This is a genomic window from Butyricicoccus sp. AM78-15b2TA (genome assembly GCF_027665985.1).
In the GTDB taxonomy this organism is placed as follows: Bacteria; Bacillota; Clostridia; order Oscillospirales; family Butyricicoccaceae; genus Agathobaculum; species Agathobaculum butyriciproducens.
On record NZ_JAQEHY010000002.1, the window covers coordinates 130,693 to 150,636 of the forward strand.

At 46.2% G+C, this 19,944-nt stretch carries 18 protein-coding genes; 17 read left to right on the forward strand and 1 reads right to left on the reverse strand.

What is annotated here, in order from left to right:
• Positions 1 to 83 precede the first annotated feature (83 nt).
• From PGS25_RS02625 to PGS25_RS02705, 17 genes are all read left to right on the forward strand, one after another.
• Positions 84 to 2,741 (forward strand): ABC transporter permease, encoded by a 2,658-nt coding sequence (locus PGS25_RS02625; protein WP_109625016.1) that lies wholly within the window; start codon positions 84 to 86, stop codon positions 2,739 to 2,741.
• 129 nt (positions 2,742 to 2,870) lie between these two features.
• Positions 2,871 to 3,536, forward strand: coding sequence for an ABC transporter ATP-binding protein (locus PGS25_RS02630; RefSeq protein ID WP_109625015.1), 666 nt, complete (start codon positions 2,871 to 2,873; stop codon positions 3,534 to 3,536).
• A 14-nt stretch (positions 3,537 to 3,550) separates the two neighbouring features.
• Complete coding sequence (locus PGS25_RS02635) at positions 3,551 to 5,935, forward strand: ABC transporter permease (protein WP_270417621.1); 2,385 nt, start codon at positions 3,551 to 3,553, stop codon at positions 5,933 to 5,935.
• 79 nt (positions 5,936 to 6,014) lie between these two features.
• Complete coding sequence (locus PGS25_RS02640) at positions 6,015 to 8,396, forward strand: FtsX-like permease family protein (RefSeq protein WP_270417623.1); 2,382 nt, start codon at positions 6,015 to 6,017, stop codon at positions 8,394 to 8,396.
• 133 nt (positions 8,397 to 8,529) lie between these two features.
• Positions 8,530 to 8,853, forward strand: coding sequence for a PadR family transcriptional regulator (locus PGS25_RS02645; RefSeq protein WP_004841007.1), 324 nt, complete (start codon positions 8,530 to 8,532; stop codon positions 8,851 to 8,853).
• Positions 8,850 to 9,437, forward strand: a complete 588-nt coding sequence (locus PGS25_RS02650) for a DUF2812 domain-containing protein (protein WP_109625012.1) — start codon at positions 8,850 to 8,852, stop codon at positions 9,435 to 9,437. The genes PGS25_RS02645 and PGS25_RS02650 overlap by 4 nt, the downstream gene beginning before the upstream one ends.
• A gap of 12 nt (positions 9,438 to 9,449) precedes the next feature.
• A complete protein-coding gene (locus tag PGS25_RS02655; RefSeq protein WP_109625011.1) occupies positions 9,450 to 9,869 on the forward strand; it encodes a nuclear transport factor 2 family protein in 420 nt (139 codons plus the stop codon).
• A gap of 25 nt (positions 9,870 to 9,894) precedes the next feature.
• The gene (locus PGS25_RS02660; protein ID WP_109625010.1) at positions 9,895 to 10,311 is read left to right on the forward strand and encodes a DUF523 domain-containing protein; all 417 of its coding nucleotides are present in this window, start codon (positions 9,895 to 9,897) and stop codon (positions 10,309 to 10,311) included.
• 131 nt (positions 10,312 to 10,442) lie between these two features.
• Positions 10,443 to 11,111: a response regulator transcription factor gene (locus PGS25_RS02665; RefSeq protein ID WP_109625009.1), complete on the forward strand. Its 669-nt coding sequence runs from the start codon at positions 10,443 to 10,445 to the stop codon at positions 11,109 to 11,111.
• On the forward strand, positions 11,108 to 12,121 hold the full coding sequence (locus PGS25_RS02670) for a sensor histidine kinase (protein ID WP_109625008.1): 1,014 nt from the start codon (positions 11,108 to 11,110) through the stop codon (positions 12,119 to 12,121). Before PGS25_RS02665 ends, PGS25_RS02670 begins: the two co-directional genes overlap by 4 nt.
• Positions 12,122 to 12,222: 101 nt before the next feature.
• Positions 12,223 to 12,990: an ABC transporter ATP-binding protein gene (locus PGS25_RS02675; protein WP_270417626.1), complete on the forward strand. Its 768-nt coding sequence runs from the start codon at positions 12,223 to 12,225 to the stop codon at positions 12,988 to 12,990.
• A complete protein-coding gene (locus PGS25_RS02680; RefSeq protein ID WP_270417628.1) occupies positions 12,980 to 15,217 on the forward strand; it encodes an FtsX-like permease family protein in 2,238 nt (745 codons plus the stop codon). Before PGS25_RS02675 ends, PGS25_RS02680 begins: the two co-directional genes overlap by 11 nt.
• Before the next feature lie 12 nt (positions 15,218 to 15,229).
• Positions 15,230 to 17,194, forward strand: coding sequence for an ABC transporter permease (locus PGS25_RS02685; RefSeq protein WP_270417629.1), 1,965 nt, complete (start codon positions 15,230 to 15,232; stop codon positions 17,192 to 17,194).
• A gap of 150 nt (positions 17,195 to 17,344) precedes the next feature.
• Positions 17,345 to 17,509, forward strand: a complete 165-nt coding sequence (locus PGS25_RS02690) for a DUF6440 family protein (RefSeq protein WP_270417631.1) — start codon at positions 17,345 to 17,347, stop codon at positions 17,507 to 17,509.
• Positions 17,510 to 17,564: 55 nt separating this feature from the next.
• The gene (locus tag PGS25_RS02695; RefSeq protein WP_270417633.1) at positions 17,565 to 17,999 is read left to right on the forward strand and encodes a winged helix-turn-helix domain-containing protein; all 435 of its coding nucleotides are present in this window, start codon (positions 17,565 to 17,567) and stop codon (positions 17,997 to 17,999) included.
• 164 nt (positions 18,000 to 18,163) lie between these two features.
• Positions 18,164 to 19,078 (forward strand): ParM/StbA family protein, encoded by a 915-nt coding sequence (locus tag PGS25_RS02700; RefSeq protein ID WP_270417634.1) that lies wholly within the window; start codon positions 18,164 to 18,166, stop codon positions 19,076 to 19,078.
• 4 nt (positions 19,079 to 19,082) lie between these two features.
• On the forward strand, positions 19,083 to 19,493 hold the full coding sequence (locus PGS25_RS02705) for a hypothetical protein (RefSeq protein WP_270417635.1): 411 nt from the start codon (positions 19,083 to 19,085) through the stop codon (positions 19,491 to 19,493).
• Positions 19,494 to 19,523: 30 nt separating this feature from the next.
• On the opposite strand, the gene PGS25_RS02710 is transcribed toward PGS25_RS02705, so the two are convergent.
• Positions 19,524 to 19,853 carry a helix-turn-helix domain-containing protein gene (locus PGS25_RS02710; protein WP_154255923.1) on the reverse strand — a complete coding sequence of 110 codons (330 nt, stop codon included), beginning with the start codon at positions 19,851 to 19,853 and terminating at the stop codon, positions 19,524 to 19,526.
• Between the last annotated feature and the right edge of the window lie 91 nt (positions 19,854 to 19,944).

The window sequence follows — 19,944 nt, forward strand, 5'->3', positions numbered from 1 at the left end:
CAATTCACCCTTAAACTGTTGAGCCTTTTGGATATTTCTGCAACATTTGAGAGTTAGGATGACAGCGAAAGGAGTGAATGGCTATGACATTACCATTTGAAAATGATACCAGCCGGATTGTAAAGCGGCTGGCAAAACAGAACATGAAAGCAAACCGGCGTACATCCATTTCTATCATGGCGGCCATATTGATCGCATCAACTTTTTTGTGTTCGCTATGCACATTCGTCCAAAGCTATTGGAATCAAAGTGTGCAGCAGGAGATTGAAGCCTACGGTGATTGGGATGCACAGCTTTTGGAGATTCATGCTGGTCAGCTGGATTTGATTCGGAATAACGAAAATATCCAGACCATCATGGTAAAAGGAGATAATCAGACCGCCTCATTACCTGCTGCATCCGGTCTGCCCTATCTTTTGATCCAAAACTGTGATGGGGCATATTGGGGCGGTATGCGGGAAAAGAATCTGATCCTGCGGGGACGGGTTCCCCAGGCGCCGGGAGAAATTGTCGTTGGAAAAAGCTTTTTTGAGCAGAATCCATCTGTTGAGATTGGAGATCAGCTGAACCTGGACTTGGGCGAACGCAGGATCGGAAATACAACTGTGGATTTTCTTTCCCCCATTCAAAGCGGGGAAGAATTTGTGAAAACAGAAAATGTGCAGTACACCATTGTTGGTGAGATTGATATGACGGTTTCTAGCGCATATAACGGCTACCCTGCGTATGGATGGCTGGACACGGCCGCATTATCGGAGGACACAGGTGTCGTTGCGTATCTTCAAGTAACGCAGCCACGAAAAGTATATGAAATCATCCCGCAGATAGCGGAGGATATTGGCTTGCAGCCGGATGAATTTGGCGACTATCCTTTCCGTTACCATACAGCCCTGCTTGGGATGTATGGGATTTATGCACCGGGGCATTTCCTAAGCAGTGACCTTCCTAAACTTACACTGGCGTTGGGGTTGGTCATGGCAGCATCTATGGCGGTATTTGCCTATATCATTCGGGGGGCTTTTTCTATTTCTGCGAAACGCAAGGTAAAGGAATTGGGAATCTTAAAATCCATTGGAATGACGCCAAGGCAGATCCGCATGATGATCGTATATGAGGCACGCTGGCTGTCTGTGCTTCCCATTCTGGTTTCTGTGGGACTTGGATACCTTTTTTCCTATGGCGTATTGGCAGCATACTCTGACCTGATGCAGGAAGTGACCGGGAGCCGGATAACAGCTTCCTTTTCCCCGTGGGTCGCAGTGGTTTCCGTGATTCTCTCGTTCCTGACGGTTCGCCTGGCTGCTTCTGGTCCTGCCCGGCAGATGGGAAAACTTCGCCCGATTGAAGCGGTCAAAGAAAGCTGGAGCAATCCTTCTTTGAAAAAATCAGCAAAGCATCCAATCCTGAAAAAGTGCTTTGGATTCCTTGGAAATATTTCTGCAAACTCCATGGCGGCTAATAAGAGGCTGTTTCGTACCTGTACGGTAACGCTGAGTCTGTGTATGCTTTTGATGTTCAGTTTTCTGGCTGTTTTTTCCGTTTCAGATATTAACAATACCAAAGCAGAACAGGACAGCCACTTTAATGTCAATATTACAATGGAATCCGGTCAGAAAATAGAGCCGGCACTTATGGAGGAATTAAAGCAGCTGCCCCACATAGAAGAACAGGCCACTTATACGATGGCGAACTGTGCGCTCTGGGTTTCAGAAAATGAGTTATCGGAAGAATTTCTTTCCGCTGGAGGATTTGGAACAAAAGCGGCTGGTGAGTATGTAGCAAAGCGTGATGGCCGCTACCGTATCCCATGCGTATTGATCGGTTTGGAACAGAATGCCTATGAAGATTATCTCATGCAGTCAGGTGTACCTTATTCTGATCCGGGCGCTGCACTCATTGTCAATTCTGTTGTAAAAAATCCTGACTCCAGAGGTTATGAAGCCAAAAAAGATACGATTCCATATCTAAACCTCAAAAAAGGTCAGTCTTTAGAACTAACAGAGAAGTTTTTAGACTCCATTCAGGGGGATTACCGTTTTGATGTGACGGTATCATCTGTGCTTCCTGAAATGCCGGAGATTGGGCGCAATATGGCTTTTTATACATTACCCATTCTTGTGCCGATGGATCAATACTATGAGATTATCCAGAATTTTGGAGAGGATCGTGCAGTTTACAATTACAGGACTTACATGAATCTTCTTGTGGAAGATGGGCTGGATGCCGAAGTACAGAAGCAGGCAGAGCAGATCTGTGGTACTTATTTGGGAACGAGTGATTTCTATACCTCCAGCAAGACACAGCGTGCTTTGGACAGAGAACGACTGACCGATGCGACCATGCTGATCGTTTACAGTCTGACCGCATTATTTGGCATCATTGGAATCTCATCGGCAGCAGTGGCGATCCTGAACAGTCTGCATCAAAGAAGAAAGGAATTTGCCATGCTGCGTTCTGTGGGACTGGATAGAAAAGGTCTTGACCGTTTGCTCCATATAGAAGGGTTCTTCCTTGGAGGAAAGCCTTTGGTCATTGGATTACCAATCCTGTTTTTGATCGCCACAGTTCTGATGTGGATGCAGGATGTGACTTTTATGGAGTTCATTCAGGTATTCCCGTTACTAGGACTGATAGCTTATGTTGTCCTTGTGCTAATGGTCATCAGTGGGATTTACAGGGCGGCTTCCAGAAGAATCCGCAGGGATATTATTGTAGAAGTCTTAAAGGATGAAAATGTGTGAGTCTCACTGCAAAACGAATTGTCCTAAAATTGAAGCAATTCACCATAGATTTTCATATCGTTTAGGACAATTCTGCAACATTTGTCCTTTACCCTATACTCAACAAATTAAGAAAGGCAGGTAACTGTTATGAAAATTTTGCAGACAACTGATCTTAAAAAATACTACGGCACAGAGCCGAACATTACCCGCGCCCTGGATGGCGTGAACTTCTCTGTGGAGGAGGGCGAATTTGTAGCGGTGGTCGGCACTTCCGGCTCCGGTAAATCCACCCTGCTTCACATGATGGGCGGTCTGGATACCCCTACCTCCGGCAGCGTGATGGTGCGGGATAAGGAGCTGGCGAAGATGAACGACGAGCAGCTTACAATTTTTCGCCGCCGCAATATCGGCTTTATTTTCCAGAACTACAATCTGGTGCCGATCCTGAATGTGTATGAGAACATCGTCCTGCCCGTGGAGTTGGACGGGGATACGGTGGATCAGAAATTTATGGCGGATGTGGTGTCCATGCTGGGACTGGAGGATAAGCTGAAGAATATGCCAAACAACCTCTCCGGCGGCCAGCAGCAGCGTGTGGCAATCGCCCGCGCCCTGGTGTCAAAGCCCGCAATCGTTCTGGCCGATGAACCCACCGGCAACCTGGACAGCAAGACCAGCGCCGATGTGCTTGGGCTTTTGCAGAGAACGAGCCGTGAATTTAACCAGACGCTGGTGATGATCACGCATAACGATGCCATTGCCCAGCTTGCAGACCGCATCGTGCGGATCGAGGATGGCAGAATCGTTGGATAAAGGGGGTGGCAGACATGACATTGCCTTTTGAAAATGATACAGGGCCGGTCATTAAAAAATTGGCGGCACGGAGCATTCAGACAGATAAGCGGCGCAACCTGTTTGTGATCATAACGATTGCCCTGGCAGCCGCTTTGATGGCAGCGATTTTTTGTGCAGGAGCGGGAAGCGACAGAAAACTGGAGGCGGACATCCGGGGACAGTATCAGGCGGTCGTAGTAAATTGTGACCGCGACATGATTGAAAAATTAAAAGCCTGCCCGGAGGTGGAACGCTGGGGCCTTTCACAGAATTACGGTTCCGCCCGCTATGGTGACAGCGTTCTGACCGTGGAGTATGCGGACGCCAACTGGATGGAATTGGGGAAGAAACCTTCTTTCACCGGGACGCTTCCGCAGGCTGCTAATGAAATTCTGGCAGAACGGGCGTTTCTTGATTATTTTGAAATCCCGGCAGAAGTAGGGCAGACCATAGAAGTGGATCTGGGAAATGGGAAGCAGACTTATACCGTCAGCGGTATTATGGATGTGGAGAACGACTCCCGTATGTTCCAGCTTTATGTATCCGAAGCATTTGTGGAGGAGATGGCACAGGGAGAGCCGCTGTTTGAATTCCGCCTTCGTTATACCGGTGCGGACGATATGGAGCTGGAACAGCTCAAGGCGGATATTGCAGCATTCCTTTCTGCCAACGGCGTTGCAGAGGATCAGATTTTTTACAGTTCCAACTATTTTGATATGCAGGGCTTTAAGTCCGGCGTGATGAAATATTACATTCCGGTGGCAATCCTTCTGCTGGTTGCCTGTGCCGTGGTCATTTACAGTATCTTCTTTATTTCCGTAAAGGGTAAAATGCGGGAATATGGACGGCTGAAGGTGATCGGTACCACGCCGAAACAGATCCGCCGGATGGTGCGGCGGGAGGGATTGTTGTTATCCCTTTGGGGAATCACCCTTGGTCTTTTGGTCGGGGGAACGATCGGGTTTGCAATTTACCCAGCACATTGGAGCTGGCTCGGCAATCTGCCTTATCTGGCTGCGACCGCAGCAGCCTGCGCACTGACGGTATTTCTGTCCATCCATGCACCGGTCCGCATGGCGGCGAAGGTATCCCCAATCGAAGCGGTGCGCTCCAGCGGTTATGAAACGGCAACAGACCGTAAAGATCAGAAAAACCACCGCATTACGCCATTCTCCATGGCACAGATGAATTTCAGGCGGAGCAGGAAAAAGACAGTCATCACCCTGACCTCTTTAGGACTGACGGGTGTATTTCTGGTGACGGCCGCTACGGTGCTGAACTCCATCAGTCCCGAAAAGATGGCGATGGAAGCCATGGGGGATCACTGTAACTATGAGGTCAGCTGGATGGATTCGGGAGGGGCGGAAGGACTGCCTGATATTGCGCGGGAGAATCCGCTGACAGAAGAACTTCGTCAAAAGCTGCTTGCCCTGGATGGAGTGGAATCCATCACCAGCCATGAAGTGACATCCGCAACGGTGAAATTCCCCCAGGAAAGTGTTGCATTAAAATTCCCGGTGTTTGACAGGGAGCAGATGGAACAATGGCTGCCGGAGGAAAATCTGGAACAGGGCAGTGCGGATTATGAGGAGCTTGCCGCAAACAACGGTGTGGTCGTGACGGACGCGGAAGATCACCTTTTAAGTATGTTTTATGGCTATACGCCTGCGATCGGGGATGTGCTGACCTTTGAATCCATGGACGGCAAGGCCATAGAAGTAACGGTCATGGGAATTGCGAAGCCGTCAGAGACATCAGGAACTGGCGCATGGGGGCTGTTTACCCTTACAGAAGAACTGGCCGACCAGCTTTACCCGGATATTGAGAACAGAGAGGCTGTCTGGAATGTTCATACATCGGAGGACTCTGATGCGCTCAGGGCGTCTATTTTCAGCCTGCTGGAAAATCCGGTGCTGACGGTATTTTCCAGGGCAGACCATGCGGCATCCCTGGAATCGCAGTTAAAGACAATGACCCGCGGTGTTTATCTGCTGCTGGCGTTCCTGTTTGTGTTCTCCATGGTAAATCTGGTCAACACCCTGATGACCAATCTGCTGGCAAGGCAGCAGGAGATTGGGATTTTGCAGTCTGTGGGCATGACAGGAAAGCAGGTTTCCCGTATGCTGATTGCAGAATGCCTGTGGTATGCAGGGGTTACGGTGTTACTGTCGGTTGGTATCGGCGGAACCCTAGGCTGGATTTTGGACTATGTGATCAGCAGTTTTAATATTTTCGGGGAACTGTCTTATCAGTTCCCGTTGATGGAAACGGTTGTTTTTGTTCTGGCACTTTTGGTTGTGACCGGAATCTTCTCTGTGGTTGCTGTCCGTTATTCCAAACGGCTTTCCCTTGTGGATCGGATTAAGACCATGGAATAACCAGAGGCGGCGGCTTCCGAGGCGGAAAGCCGCCGCTTTGCTGACAGCAGAAATATAAGACTTAAAGGAGATGATCAAAATGACAGTACCATTTGAGAATGATACAGGAAATATTGTCAGGAAACTGGCAAGAAAAAGTTTGAAAAGTGAGAAGCGCCGGAATCTGATGGTGGTGATCGCCGTTGCGCTGGCATCCTGTCTGATCTGCTTTTCGATTGTGATGGCTTTGTCTGCCCGGCAGATAGAGAAAAATCATGTGGAGGATACCTATGAGGCGGTTTATACCGGGATTACTGAGGAAGATGTGTCCACCCTGAGAGGGCTGGATGATTTCTCAAGGGTAGGAGAGTATTATATGCTGGCTGTGGAACCTGCCAAGCAGGGATACAACGCCTCCTATATTTATTGTGATGAGGAAACGATGTATATTGCCCGTGACCAGATGAAACTGTTGGAGGGCCGCCTGCCCCAAAAGGAGGATGAGGTGGCGGTCAGCCGCTATTTCCTTTCCGAATACGGTGCAGACGCCGGGATTGGCGAAAAGGTTATGTTGGACAGTGAGAGCTTTCACGGAGAATATACGGTGACTGGTATTCTGGAAGGCTATAAGGAAAAAGAGGTAAATGGCTGTTCCATCCTTCTTTCCAAAGAAGCTTTGAAAGGATGGAGCGGCTATGACCCCGCTGACTATCGCGCTTATGTGCATTTTCAGAATGAGCAGCAGATGGATGAAAATGAGCTGACTGCCCGCAGCCGGGAGATTGCCAAAGAATATCAGCTGGAAATGCCGGTCATGAACCTCAGCTATATGAAGTTCTATAAGCAGCCTGTGAATGTCAGTATGCTGGCGCTGGTTGCCGGTATCGCAGTTTTGGTCATCATCGGAGGATATGTGGTAATACAAAGTATCTTCCGAATTTCGATCAATGACAAAATCCAAAGCTATGGACAGCTTCGGACGATCGGCACAACGCCAAAGCAGATCCGCCGTATTGTCAAAAAAGAAGGCCGTTTCTTAGGCTGGGCTGGAATTGGAATCGGTATTTTGCTGGGATGTGCAGCCGGGTTTGCCCTGTTTTCCCGTGGGTTTTATCTGCCGTTTTATGCAGCTGCGATTGTTTTGACGGCACTGCTTGGCTGGTTTATGGTGTCTATTGCCATCCGCAGACCGGTAAAGATTGCCGCTGGTATTTCCCCGATTGAAGCAGTCCGCTTTACCGGCAGTCAGAGCGGAAAGACGCGCACACATAAGAAGAATATGCGGTTAAATCCGCTCTCCATGGGAATTGCAAATTTCAGGCGTGACCGCAAAAAGACGATCAGCATCGTGGCTTCCCTGAGTCTGGGCGGCGTGATCCTTTTGGTGACGGCATCGATTCTTTTGGTCCGCTCGCCGGAGCGGATCGCAAGACAGTTTTTCCCGGATGGGGATTATAAAATCTATATCCATTCCGAAAAATCAGAATATGAGGTGATGTCGGAAGGAAATCCGTTGAATGAAACGCTTCGGCAGGAGGTGCTGGCCGTAGACGGCGTAACGGATGTGATAGAAAATCGTCAGGCGGTTCATGTGCGGTTTGAAAATGAGGAAAGCTCCTCCGGCGGAATGTGCGATCTGTTGAGTGACCGAAACAGGGATCAAATGGAAGCGGCACTTGTGTCGGGGAATTTGCCTCAAGATTCCCATAGCATTGCACTTGATATGGATTATGCAGAAGATATGATCGGTGTAGATGTGGGGTCAGTTATCAAACTTACCATAGGGGATCAAGAGATTCCTGTCACTGTTTCCGGTCTGCTCATAAACGATGGGCTTAAAAATGGTCATGGTCCTCTGGCATTGGACAGCACCTGCATGGTTGCAACCAAAGAGCTGTTTCAGGAAGCAATGCCGATGATCGATTGTTTTGATTATTCCTGGAGCATTGTCGGTGATCCTAAAAAGGCAGAGCAGATTGAAAACAGCCTGAATGCAATCATTTCTTCCAATCCGGATCTTAAATTGGATACCATTGGGATACATAAGGATTATGAGGAAATAGAGAACAGGGTTGTTTTCGGAGGGCTTCAGGCGCTGTCGTGGTTGGTATTCCTCTTTGGCGTGGTCAATCTCATCAATACCACACTCTCCAATCAGATGTCCAGAAAGAGGGAAAACAGCGTCTTTCGCGCCATCGGTCTGACCAGAAAGCAGCTCTGTCAAATGACCATCTATGAGGGGATTTGCTATGCCTTTTCTGCTGCGCTGGCAACTCTGGCAGTCGGCCTCCCGATTGCAGTGATAGCTGCCCGAAAATTCAGCGAAATGACTTTCCATGTAGCAATGCCATATTCGTTCCCTTTCCTGCAAATGGGGCTGTTCGTTCTGGTGCTGTTTGGCCTGGAGGTTATCCTGTCCTTCTGGACAATGCGCAGACAGAAAAATCAATCTCTTGTGGAAGAAATGCGAGCGATGGAATAACCGTATAGGATTGGCGGGGCGGCAGCGTGCTGCCCCGCTTTTTAGGCTTGTCGTTATATTTTGGCTCATTATTGACTTCTATTACGGTTAGTGATATATTTATTACAGTAACCGTAATGAGGAGGTAGGTGTTATGCGAGACAATGCGAAAGGTGGTGCGCTCACAGAGGTGACATTCTTTATTTTGCTCTCCCTCTATACCCCGAAACATGGATATGCTGTCATGCAATTTATTGAAGATAGTACAAAAGGGCGGCTCACGCTGGGGGCAGGTACTTTATATGGTGCGTTGAACTCGTTGCAGGAAAAAGGCTGGATTGCACCTTTTGGAGATAGTGCGGGACGGAAAAAAGAATATCTCATTACAACGCAAGGAAAAGAAATTGCAGAAAAGGAACTTATAAGGCTCAATGAACTTGTAGGCGTGGCTAATGGAATTATTGGAGGTGCAGTATGAGCAAAAAGTATTATCGTTTCTTTGGCGGTTTGTTGACTGCCCAGGAACATTGGCTGAATAAAATGTCTGAAAAGGGCTATCGTCTGATTCGGGCGGAAAAAATGTTGTATGAATTTGAGGAGTGTAAACCGGATCAGGTAAAATACTGTGTGGAGTTTATCGGGCAAAAATCGAAGGTCGATGCGTCAGATTATCATGAGTTTTTAGAGGGGATGGGTTACAAAGTATTTTATAAAAACATCAACCTGAACTACTCTGTTGGTAAAGTGCGTCTACGGCCATGGGCTGAAAGAGGAGGACGCATAGCAACAAATGCCACCACCTTTAACCGGGAACTGTTGATTGTAGAAAAGGATAATGACGGTAAGCCATTTGAACTTCATACTTCTTATGAGGACAAGGAAAACTATTACAGAAATCTGCGTAATCCGTGGTTGCTGATACTGCTCATGTTCGCAATATTTGCGGTTGCAAAACGCTCGGTAGTTTTTGGTGTGCTTGCCCTGGTTTCTCTGATTCCTGTTCTCGTATATCAAACCAAGGTTATGCAGAACAAACGCGAAGGTAAGACAAAAGAATGGTGAGGTGTTTATATCATGAATGAACGAGAAAAAATAATCCGACTATGGTTTGATATGTGGCTCAATCAGCAGGATATGGGGATTGATGATATATTTGCAGAAGATGTGATTTATACAGAAAGTTGGAGTCCCCAGTATAACAACCGAAAAACAGTAAAGCATTGGTTTCAGGAATGGAATACCCGTGGCAAGGTAGTTGTTTGGAAAATCAAGCAATTCTTCCATAAGGGAGATCAAACGATTGTAGAGTGGTATTTCAAAAATGAAATGAACAATGGAAGTATAGAGGAATTTGATGGAATCTCGCTGGTTGAATGGACAGAGGATAATAGAATAAAGTCGTTGAAAGAATTTGGGTGTAATCGCAATACCTATAATCCATACCAGGAAGGCGATACTCCTCAATTTAGAGCAGAAAAAGTGAATTGGTTTTGATTGAAAGCTTAGGGAGGCGAAAAGGATGAAGGTATTGGTTAGTGCCTGTATTATGGGAGTGAACTGTAAATATAATGGGAAAAACAACGAAAATATAGCGGCTATCAATTTCTTGAAAGATAAAGAAGTTATTTCTATCTGCCCAGAAGTATTAGCAGGTATGAAAATTCCCAGATCCTGTGCAGAAATTGTGGATGGGAGAGTAGTTGATGAAAACGGAAATGATGTTAGTTTAGAATATGATAAAGCAGTGGCAGTTGCATTATCGAAAATTCAGAATGAAGAGATTGATTTAGTTATATTACAATCCAGAAGTCCTACCTGTGGTGTTAATCAGATATATGATGGTAGCTTCACTGGGAAGTTAATTCCCGGAATGGGCTTGTTTGCAAAGGCATTAAAACAAAGAGGATATAATGTCATTGATGTTGAAGAAATATAAGTTTACCATTTTTCATTTGTTGAGGGACAAGGTTCCTAACGCATTAAGGCTGCATTTTTATATTCGCCTGATGCAAATGTCAATGGGAGCATGAGCAACTACATATAGTAGTTTTCTTCACGGAGGCTGATATGAAAGAAAAAATATTGATAATAGAAGATGATCCGTTGATACGGAATGAATTGAAAACGCTGATGCAAAGTAACGGCTATGAAACGGTGGCTCCGGAAGATTTTTCTGATGTGATCGACCGGATCAAAGCTGAACAACCACACTTGGTTTTGCTGGACATCAAGCTGCCGGGAATCAGCGGCTTTTCTCTCTGCACCGAGGTTCGCACATTTTCCGAAGTACCAATCATCTTTGTGACAAGCTGCAACACGGATATGGACGAACTGAACAGCATCATGCTGGGTGGAGATGCTTTTATCACGAAGCCCTATAACACAGCAATCCTGCTTGCGAAAATTGCTTCTCTGTTGAAAAAAGCCTATCCCACACAGCAACGGGAACAGATCGTCTATGGAGATGCAGTGCTGCATATGGAATTCAGCAGTTTAGACTATAATGGACAGAGCGTAGAACTTACCAAGAACGAATTGAAAATTCTCTATTACCTTTTCAAGAACGGAGGAAAAATCTGTTCTCGTGCAGATATGATTGAGTATTTGTGGGACAATCAGTTATATGTGGATGACAATGCTTTGAGCGTTAATATCAACCGTATCCGGGAAAAAATGGCGGGCATTGGTCTGACAGATTTTATTAAGACAAAGCATCGACAGGGGTACACGATATGAACAGCAGACGATATTGGAAAAACAGACTGCCATTTCTGCTGACGAACCTTGTTTGTATGGCTGCGCTCACTGTATTTCTACTGGTGTGCGGCAACTCGGTTTCCGCAGTATTATTGATCCTGATTGTATGGGCATTGATTTTGTTGGCTGGACTTGTCCTTACTTACTGGAAACGGAAGCGGCAGATGAAAAAACTTCTGGATATGGCGGAACAGCTTTCAGAACGATACCTCATTTCCGAAGTGATGGAGTTGCCGGAACAGGCTGAGGATCAGGTTTACTATCAGCTTTTGAAAATGGCTGGAAAATCCATGTTGGAGCAGATTGGAGAGGTCGAGCGGGAACGCCTGGAGTACAAGGAATACATTGAGCAATGGATTCACGAGATCAAAACCCCTATTACTGCCATGAAACTCCTATGTGAAAATCATCGGACGGACTGGACAAAGGAACTCCTGCTGGAACTGGAAAAGACGAATCGTTTTACCGAACAGGCTCTTTACTACGCTCGAAGCGAGCATACAGAGAAAGATTATTCCGTTCGGGAAATGGCGTTGTCTCAGGTGGTGCATCAGGCGATTGCAGATAACAAATATCTATTGCTCCAAAGTGGTATGCACCTGGAAGTGGAGGAAATGCAGGATACGGTTTATTCAGATGAAAAGTGGGTGCGCTTTATTCTGAACCAACTGATTGCCAATGCGGTCAAGTATCGTATTGAGCAGCCGATCCTCCGCATTTCTACCCATAAACGGCAGGATCAGGTTGTCCTTGTCGTGGAGGATAATGGAATCGGAATTGCTGCGTCCGATCTGCCTCGCATCTTTGAAAAGGGATTTACCGGTCAGAATGGTCGTATGGTACAGCAATCCACAGGAATTGGTCTGTACCTATGCAAACGGCTTTGTGAAAAGCTGGGTATTGGCATTACGGCGGAGTCGTCGGAACATGGCACAGCCATTTCCCTTTCTTTTCACATCAACTGTCTGATTCATGAAGTGCAGGACTGAAAAGCGTTCTGCACTTCTTACATTTTTGTTAGAACTTTGTAAGAAAATTTGATACAAACGAAGTCGTTCTTATTCTACAATAGAGATCAGAGGTGATAACAATGAAAGAAATTTTGAAACTGGATCATATCCAAAAATATTACGGAAATGGCGGGAATGTTACAAAAGCAATTCAGGACATCAGCTTTTCCGTTCAAGAGGGAGAATTTGTCGGAATCATGGGAGCATCCGGCTCCGGCAAGACCACCCTGCTCAACTGTATTTCCACAATTGATACCGTCAGTGCGGGACATATCTATCTGGATGGGACCGATGTGACGGAAATCAATGAAAAACAGATTGCCCGGTTTCGTCGGGAAAATCTTGGCTTTGTTTTCCAGGATTTTAACCTGCTGGACACGCTGACCATTTCGGAAAACATAGCCCTGGCGCTGACCATCAACAAGGTTCCAGCAGGCGAGATTGATGGACGGGTGCGGGAAATGGCCGGAAAGCTGAATATCACGGATATTCTGGATAAGTACCCCTATCAGGTGTCTGGTGGTCAGAAGCAGCGGTGCGCCTGTGCCAGAGCCATTATCAACCAGCCTAAGCTGATCTTGGCGGATGAACCCACCGGTGCGTTAGACAGTCACTCGTCCCAGATGCTGCTCTCTACGATCCAGAGTATCAACGAAGATCTCGGAGCCACAATCCTGATGGTGACACACGACGCTTTTTCGGCAAGTTACGCCAATCGTATTCTCTTTTTAAGGGATGGGACAATCTTCACGGAAATCCGTAAGGGCGGTGATTCCCGTAGGACTTTCTTTGAAAAAATCCTGGATGTCCTCACCATGATGGGAGGGGGCATGAGCGATGTACGCTAAACTCATTTTCAAAAATGCAAAGCGGTCTGTGAAGGACTATTTGATTTATATTGTGACCATGACACTCTGTGTCACCCTGTTCTATGCGTTTTTGTCTATCAGCAGCACCCATTATCATCCGACCATCGGTGCGGAATATAATATTTCCCTGCTGGCTGGAGGTATGAAACTGGCAATTTGCGGGATTAGTCTGCTTCTTTTGTTCCTGATCCACTATGTCAATCGTTTCATGCTGAGAAAAAAACAATCGGAGTTTGCAGTTGAGGCAACCCTTGGAATGGAGCAAAAAACCATAGGACTGCTCTTTTTTGGAGAGACTTTTTTCCTGCTCATATTCTCTGTGTCGGTGGGAATCCTTCTGGGGATGATCGTTTCTCAGGTCATTACGGCTATGCTGCTTGCGTCTTTTGGGGAACCCTACGCTTTTTCTTGGTCTTTTTTTCCAGATACCGTGCTGCTGACCGTGGGCTTCTTTGTTGTTTGCCAGATTCTGGTTGGAGTCGGGAATGTCAGGATTCTCAACAAAAGCAGGATTATTGAGCTTATGACGGCAAACCGTCAGAATGAAAAACCGCTTCATAAAAGCAGATGGATGCCGATGATCTGTATTTTCTATGGTATTATGCTGCTGTGGATGCTGGAGGTAGGTGCTGTAAAATATCATTTTTACTTCGATCCCAGGCATCCGCTTCCTGTAAAACTCATGTATTGGGGGAATGTCCTTTTCCCTGCACTGACGCTGCTTTGGGCAATCGCAGGTGCTGTTTTACACAGAAAAATAGGATTTTCCCGATATCTTTGCGGGCTTCTGGCTGGTGCTGTATTGACCGCTATCCCCATTTTTTCCATCGCAGAACTGGAAAAAGCCTACTTCCTTGGATTTGACGCCCCAACTCTGAATCAATATTTGCTGTTTGGGGTTGCGGATATTTTGTTTATCATTTCCGCAGTCATTTATTTATCGAATGCGGCGCTCCTATACTGGAAGGAGTCTAAAGTGTCCCGCAAATATCACAATACGAGTTTATTTCTGTTTGGACAGCTTTCCTCTAAGCTGGCTACCAATACAAAAACGATGACGATAATTTGTGTGACCCTGACTTTTTCTATCTGCTTATTTGTCATTGCGCCAGTTTTGACAGGATGGAGTCTGGGCTATTTGGATAGTCGGGCAGTCTATGATATTCAAATTTCAAGCCGCTACAACGATGTTTATGAAGTGGAAAATCTTCCGGATACAGACTATGGGGAAATTACTGCGTTCATAGAACAAAACAACATAGCGATAAAGGATGATTTGACTTTTTCGGAATATCTTCCCCAAAAAAGCGACTTTCATCAGCGGGTAAAGTACGATTTTCCCCCCTTGGCAATTGCACTGAAGGATTATAACGCTGTTCGGAAAATGTTGGGATATGAACCTATTATCTTACAAACGGATGAATTTGCTACCCACTGGCATCGTGCGGCAGAGGACAAGGATATTGAAAACTACATCGCTGAGCATACCTTACTGGAAACTGACGCAGACACCCTGAAACTCAGTGAGAACGCCGTGTTTCAGGAGCCTGTGGGGGAATCCATCTATAATCTTTATACAGATGTGGTGTATATCATACCTGACGAAGTAGCTCAAGCCTTGCTTCCGGTGCAGAGCAATCGGTTTGTGATGACCAAATATCCACTTCCCTTCAAAACGGCAGAAATGCTGGAACAACTTCTGGTGAGTTCTTATCCAGAAGATCCCGGTAAAGACAATCTGCCAGGATACAGCACAACAATCCATACTACTGAAGTGAACCGTACAATCGCCCTTAACTTTATCCTAAAAGCGTCTTTGATTTATAGTGCAATTGTGCTGATGGTGATGTGTCTTACCGTGCTGGCTCTTCAACAGCTCTTAGATGCAGAAAAAAATAATTACAGATTTTCGGTTCTGCGAAAAATGGGAGTGGAAGAGAAGGACTTGCATACTTTGGTTCTAAAACAGCTTGGTGTTTGGTTTGGTATGCCGATCACAGCGGCAATCGTTTTAGCAATGATTGCGATTGGCTATTTTCTTCAAAGTGTTTCTGCTGAAATCTCAGCTTATATTGGCTACGGAGCCTTGATGCGGCAAATAGGTATCATTGTCGGGATTTTCACTTTGCTACTGAGTTGCTATTTTCTCAGTACATGGCTGCTGTTCCAGCGTTCAATTCGCAATAACTACGATAGCGTAAGGTGATGGGAGGAAGATATGTACTGGAAGTTAGCAATTCAAAATATCCGCAGAAGCCTGCGGGATTATATCATTTACTTTGTGACGCTTACCTTGACTGCGGCATTGATGTACTCATTTTTGGCATTGGGCTTTTCATCGGATGTTCTTGCTATGGCAGAAAATATGTCAATGCTGACGACTGGAATTTTGCTTATGTCAGCTCTGGTTGCTTTTATGTCCTCGTTTGTGATCAGTTATGCGATCCGCTTTATGCTGGGACGACGGAAAAAGGAGTTTGCAACCTACGAACTGATTGGCATGGAAGCAAAGACAGTACGGAATTTGTTCCTTGCTGAAAACAGTATCATCGGCACTGGGGCCTTTCTACTTGGTTCTTTGGTTAGCACAGGGCTTTCCGGTTTGCTGAATCAGGTGGTAAAAAATATCTTTGAGGCGCCACATACCTATCAGGTTTCTTTTTCCCTCCGGGCCTGGGCAGTAACCTTCTTGTTTTTTGCCTTGATGTATGGTTTTGGGATGCTCCGAGCAGCAAAGATTATCCGGCATCAGAAAGTAATCGATCTGCTGTATGATAACCGCAAGAATGAAGAATACCATTTCAAATCATTCCGCCATAGTCTTTTGGTAGTATTGCTTTCAATAGCCGCAATGGTTGCAGGCGTGATTTTGCTTGGGCGGATGCTTCAGACACAAACCAATGAAGCATTTTTATACCTTGGCGGAGCCTGCCTGCTCATTCTGGTGGGTGTTTACGAGCTGCATCGCCAGATTCCGCTTTTGCTGCACCGATTTGCAAAACAAAATCTGCGCCATAAGTACAAAGAAGAAAATCTGTTCTTCCTGGGGCAGATTGGGCGGCGCATCCATTCTGCTGGCCGGACAATGGCTGTGGTGGCGATCCTGTTGACCATATCCCTGGCAACCATGTTTGTGGGGCTTACCATGGGGGCAGGCTACAAAGCCAACATGAAAGCCTATTATCCCTATGATGCAGGCGTGGCGATTGATGCACCTTTGGAAAAATCCAGCATGGATTCCATCGTTTCCTTTACAGAGGAGCATTGTGAAGTCGAGGATTCTGTGATCTATTATCTGTATGCGGTTCCTGAAAATACAATCGAAGCCTTGTCCTTGTCCGACTATAACCATCTGCGTGAAATCCTGGGGCTTTCTCCTGTTGTCATGGGCAACAACGAATTTTTGGTTCATTGTGATACATGGAACTATATGGACGGAATCCGGCAGGGCTTGAAGCAGCAGCCGGAGATCACATTAAATGGTCGAACCTTGACTATTGCAGAGACACCAATCCTGACGGAGCCGATGGAGCAGTATCAAATGGCCGGAACGAAGGGATATGTACTTGTTCTGCCGGATGAAGCAGCTTCACAATTAGTCGGAGAAAAAATCCGTCTGGCGATGAAACTGGAAGATGGCGGATACCCGGAATTGAAAAGCGACTTGAAGCAATTCCTGAACAGTGGGAAATGGCAGCCGGAATTGCAGTCCGGTCAACAGCTCCCGGAAAAAGTAACGATGGGTGTTACAGTAAAGATGTGGGGCGTTGCCAATTCGCTGACGGGATTTACAGCTATTTCGTTCTGCGGATTGTATTTAAGCATTATTTTCATCATTCTATCCTGCTCGGTTCTTGCATTTGAGCAGCTTTCTGCCATAGACAAAAACCAGAAGAATTATGCAGTCATTGACCGTTTGGGTGTACCGGGGCACAGGCAGGCTTCCCTGATCCGCAGGGAACTGTCCACAGTCTTTTTGATCCCACTACTATTCCCTCTTTTGCTGACGGTTTTGCTGATAGCAGGGGCACAGTTCTTTTTCGGAGAGGCAATCTTGCAGCAGGGACTTGTACCTCTTTATGGTCTGGTGACGATCCTGCTATTCTGTGCAATCTACCTGACCTATTTTGGTGCAACAATGTTCTTATTCAAACGGGTTATTCTTCGGCCTGAAATGAGATAAAAATTGAATTGCTACAAAAATGAAGCAATTCCGCCTGTTTTCTTGCCGAAAAAGAAAGTGGTTAGGAGATTTCTGCAACATTTGGTCTTTATCATAGAGTAATAAATTAGAAATGCTGATACCTTACACTATGCAAAGGAGTGGATTACTATGGCAAACAAAGAAAAGCGCTTTGAAACAATCTATACACAGGGAACTTCCTTGAGTATTGTTGTAGACACCGAAATAGGTGTAAACTACCTTGTCCATGATATGGGGATTACCCCTTTGCTGGATAAAAACGGAACAGTCGCTATTATTGAAATAAACAAGTAAACTTTATATTGGCTGCAGGGTATCAGGATTCTAATTATGAATAAGGGAGGGACATATGGGAAAAATCTTTGTATTATCGGTAACAGACCATGAAGAATACATACTTAGCAGAATTATGGAGATTATTGCAGCCGAGCCAGAATTTGACCATATTGTGTCATCTCACCCTTGTAATACTCTTGTTTTCCCGGGATTGGAGCTTCGCCTGAAGGAGAGAACGGTACACCGAAACGGCGAGTTGGTTTCTATGACCCATCGGGAATTTGCGACATTGGTATACTTGGCAAACCACCCGTCTTGGGTATTTTCTGCCGGGCAGATTTATGAAGAAGTGTGGGGTGAGGATGGTGAAAACTGCGGAACAGCCGTTGCCAGCGTCATTGGTCAGATCCGCAGAAAACTGACACCGGATATGCCGAAGGCGGGTTATATCCGTACTGTTTTAGGGAGCGGATACAAATTTGAAGTTCCGCAGGGTATGGCAGAATAGAACAATCGAATCTTTTATCTGCGCATACTGTGCAGTAGCCAAAAGTGGGAAACCTCTATATAGGTCTCCTGCTTTTTCTTTTCTTGAAAATAGTGCGTGATTGTTGAGAATAGGCGTCATATAGGCGTAAAGGATATGTATAAAGTAAGAAGGAGGCATTACATATGCTTATTGGCGTTGATCATGGCAACAAACAAATTAAAACGGTTCATTGCAACCCCTTTGTGTCCGGTCTGAAGCAGAGTGTCACCCGTCCCTTTGGACAGAATGTGCTGAGGTATCAGAATACCTACTATACGCTGTCTACTGAGCGGATTCCTTATCGGAAAGATAAAACGGAGGATGATCGCTTCTTTATCCTGACCCTATTTGCGCTGGCTGGTGAAATTGAAGCGAGGGGAGCATATTCCACAGAGGTTCAGCGTATCCAACTGGCAGTAGGACTGCCACCGGCACACTTTGGTGCCCAGGTGGAGCGGTTTACGCAATACTTTGGGCAGCGGGGAATGGTAGAATTTGAGGTGCAGGGCAAGCCGTACACCATCTATATTGAAGATGTTGCCTGTTTTCCCCAGGCTTACGCAGCAGCGGCCACCATGCTCCATACGCTTGTGGAGGAGCCAAAAGCGGTAATCCTGGATATTGGTGGGTTCACTGCGGACTATTTGCTGATGAAAAACGGAGAAATCGACCTTACCTCTTGCGATTCGTTAGAAAATGGTGTGATCCTGCTATACAATAAGGTGCGTTCCAAGGTGAATTCGGAACTGGACCTGTTGCTGGATGAAGGGGATGTGGATGCCATCTTGATGGGGAAAAAGACCAAATATCCGGATGCAGCCATACGGCTGACAGAACAGATGGCGCAGGAATTTATCAGTGACCTGTTCAGCACACTGCGAGAGCGTATGATAGACTTGCAATATTGCAAGGTAGTATTTGTAGGCGGTGGCGCCATTCTTTTGAAGCGGCAGATTGAAACTTCGGGCAAGGTGGGAACACCATTCTTTGTACCGAAAATCAATGCAAATGCGGATGGATATGAGTATCTGTACCGGATTGAAACAGCAGGCAGGTGATGGTATGGGCGAGAAAAAAGAACGGGGACGGTTTACACTGCGCTTTAATGAGGGAGATCCTATACACGAGACTGCCATTGGATTACTGGAGCTGCAGAGTCCCCGCACAAAAGCACAGTATGTGGCAAATGCAGTGGTTTACTATAATGAGCACTTTGGGCAGGAGCCGCAGCCGCTAAATGCTTCGGTCATCAGCAAAGAAGCGGTGGTGGCTATCGTCAAAGAGATTTTGCGGCAGGAAGGGATGGGACGGGAAAAGGTAGAAGAGCAGATTCATCCAGTCAGAACAGGGAAGAAGCCAGTAGCGCCTATGGTTGTTTCGGATGCACAGGAGGCGGGGGATGAGACTGAAATGGACGATAGAACACGCAGTCTGATTGCCAGCGCTTTATCTGCATTCCGCAGCAGAGGATAATCAAAAGAGGCATGGGAGCCAGTGATGCTCCTATGCCTCTTCCTGTATGGCCGCGATAAAGCTGTCTAAAATATCTTCAAAATGCCTGTATTGCTTGGGCGTTAGTGTGGAAATCTTCGCCATGAGAAGGGAGGAATCTGTTTCTGTGATGATGCCTCGCAACAAGTACTCGGTGCTGATGTTGAGCGCATCACAGACTTTGAGGATTGTTTCAGGTCGCATAGCCTTTTGTCCCAGTTCTGCGGTGGAGATGGTCTGTGGTGTGACATGAGCCAGCTCTGCCAGAGTTTCCTGGGTCATATTCAGTTGTTTCCTCCGGTCGAAGATCCGTTTACCCATATCTTTTAGTAGATTATCCATGCGTCACCTCCATGCCATAGTTACATTTTATCCGCTATGACATGGATTATTAAGCGGTCATGGTTGATTTATCTCGTCTATGGCAAGTATA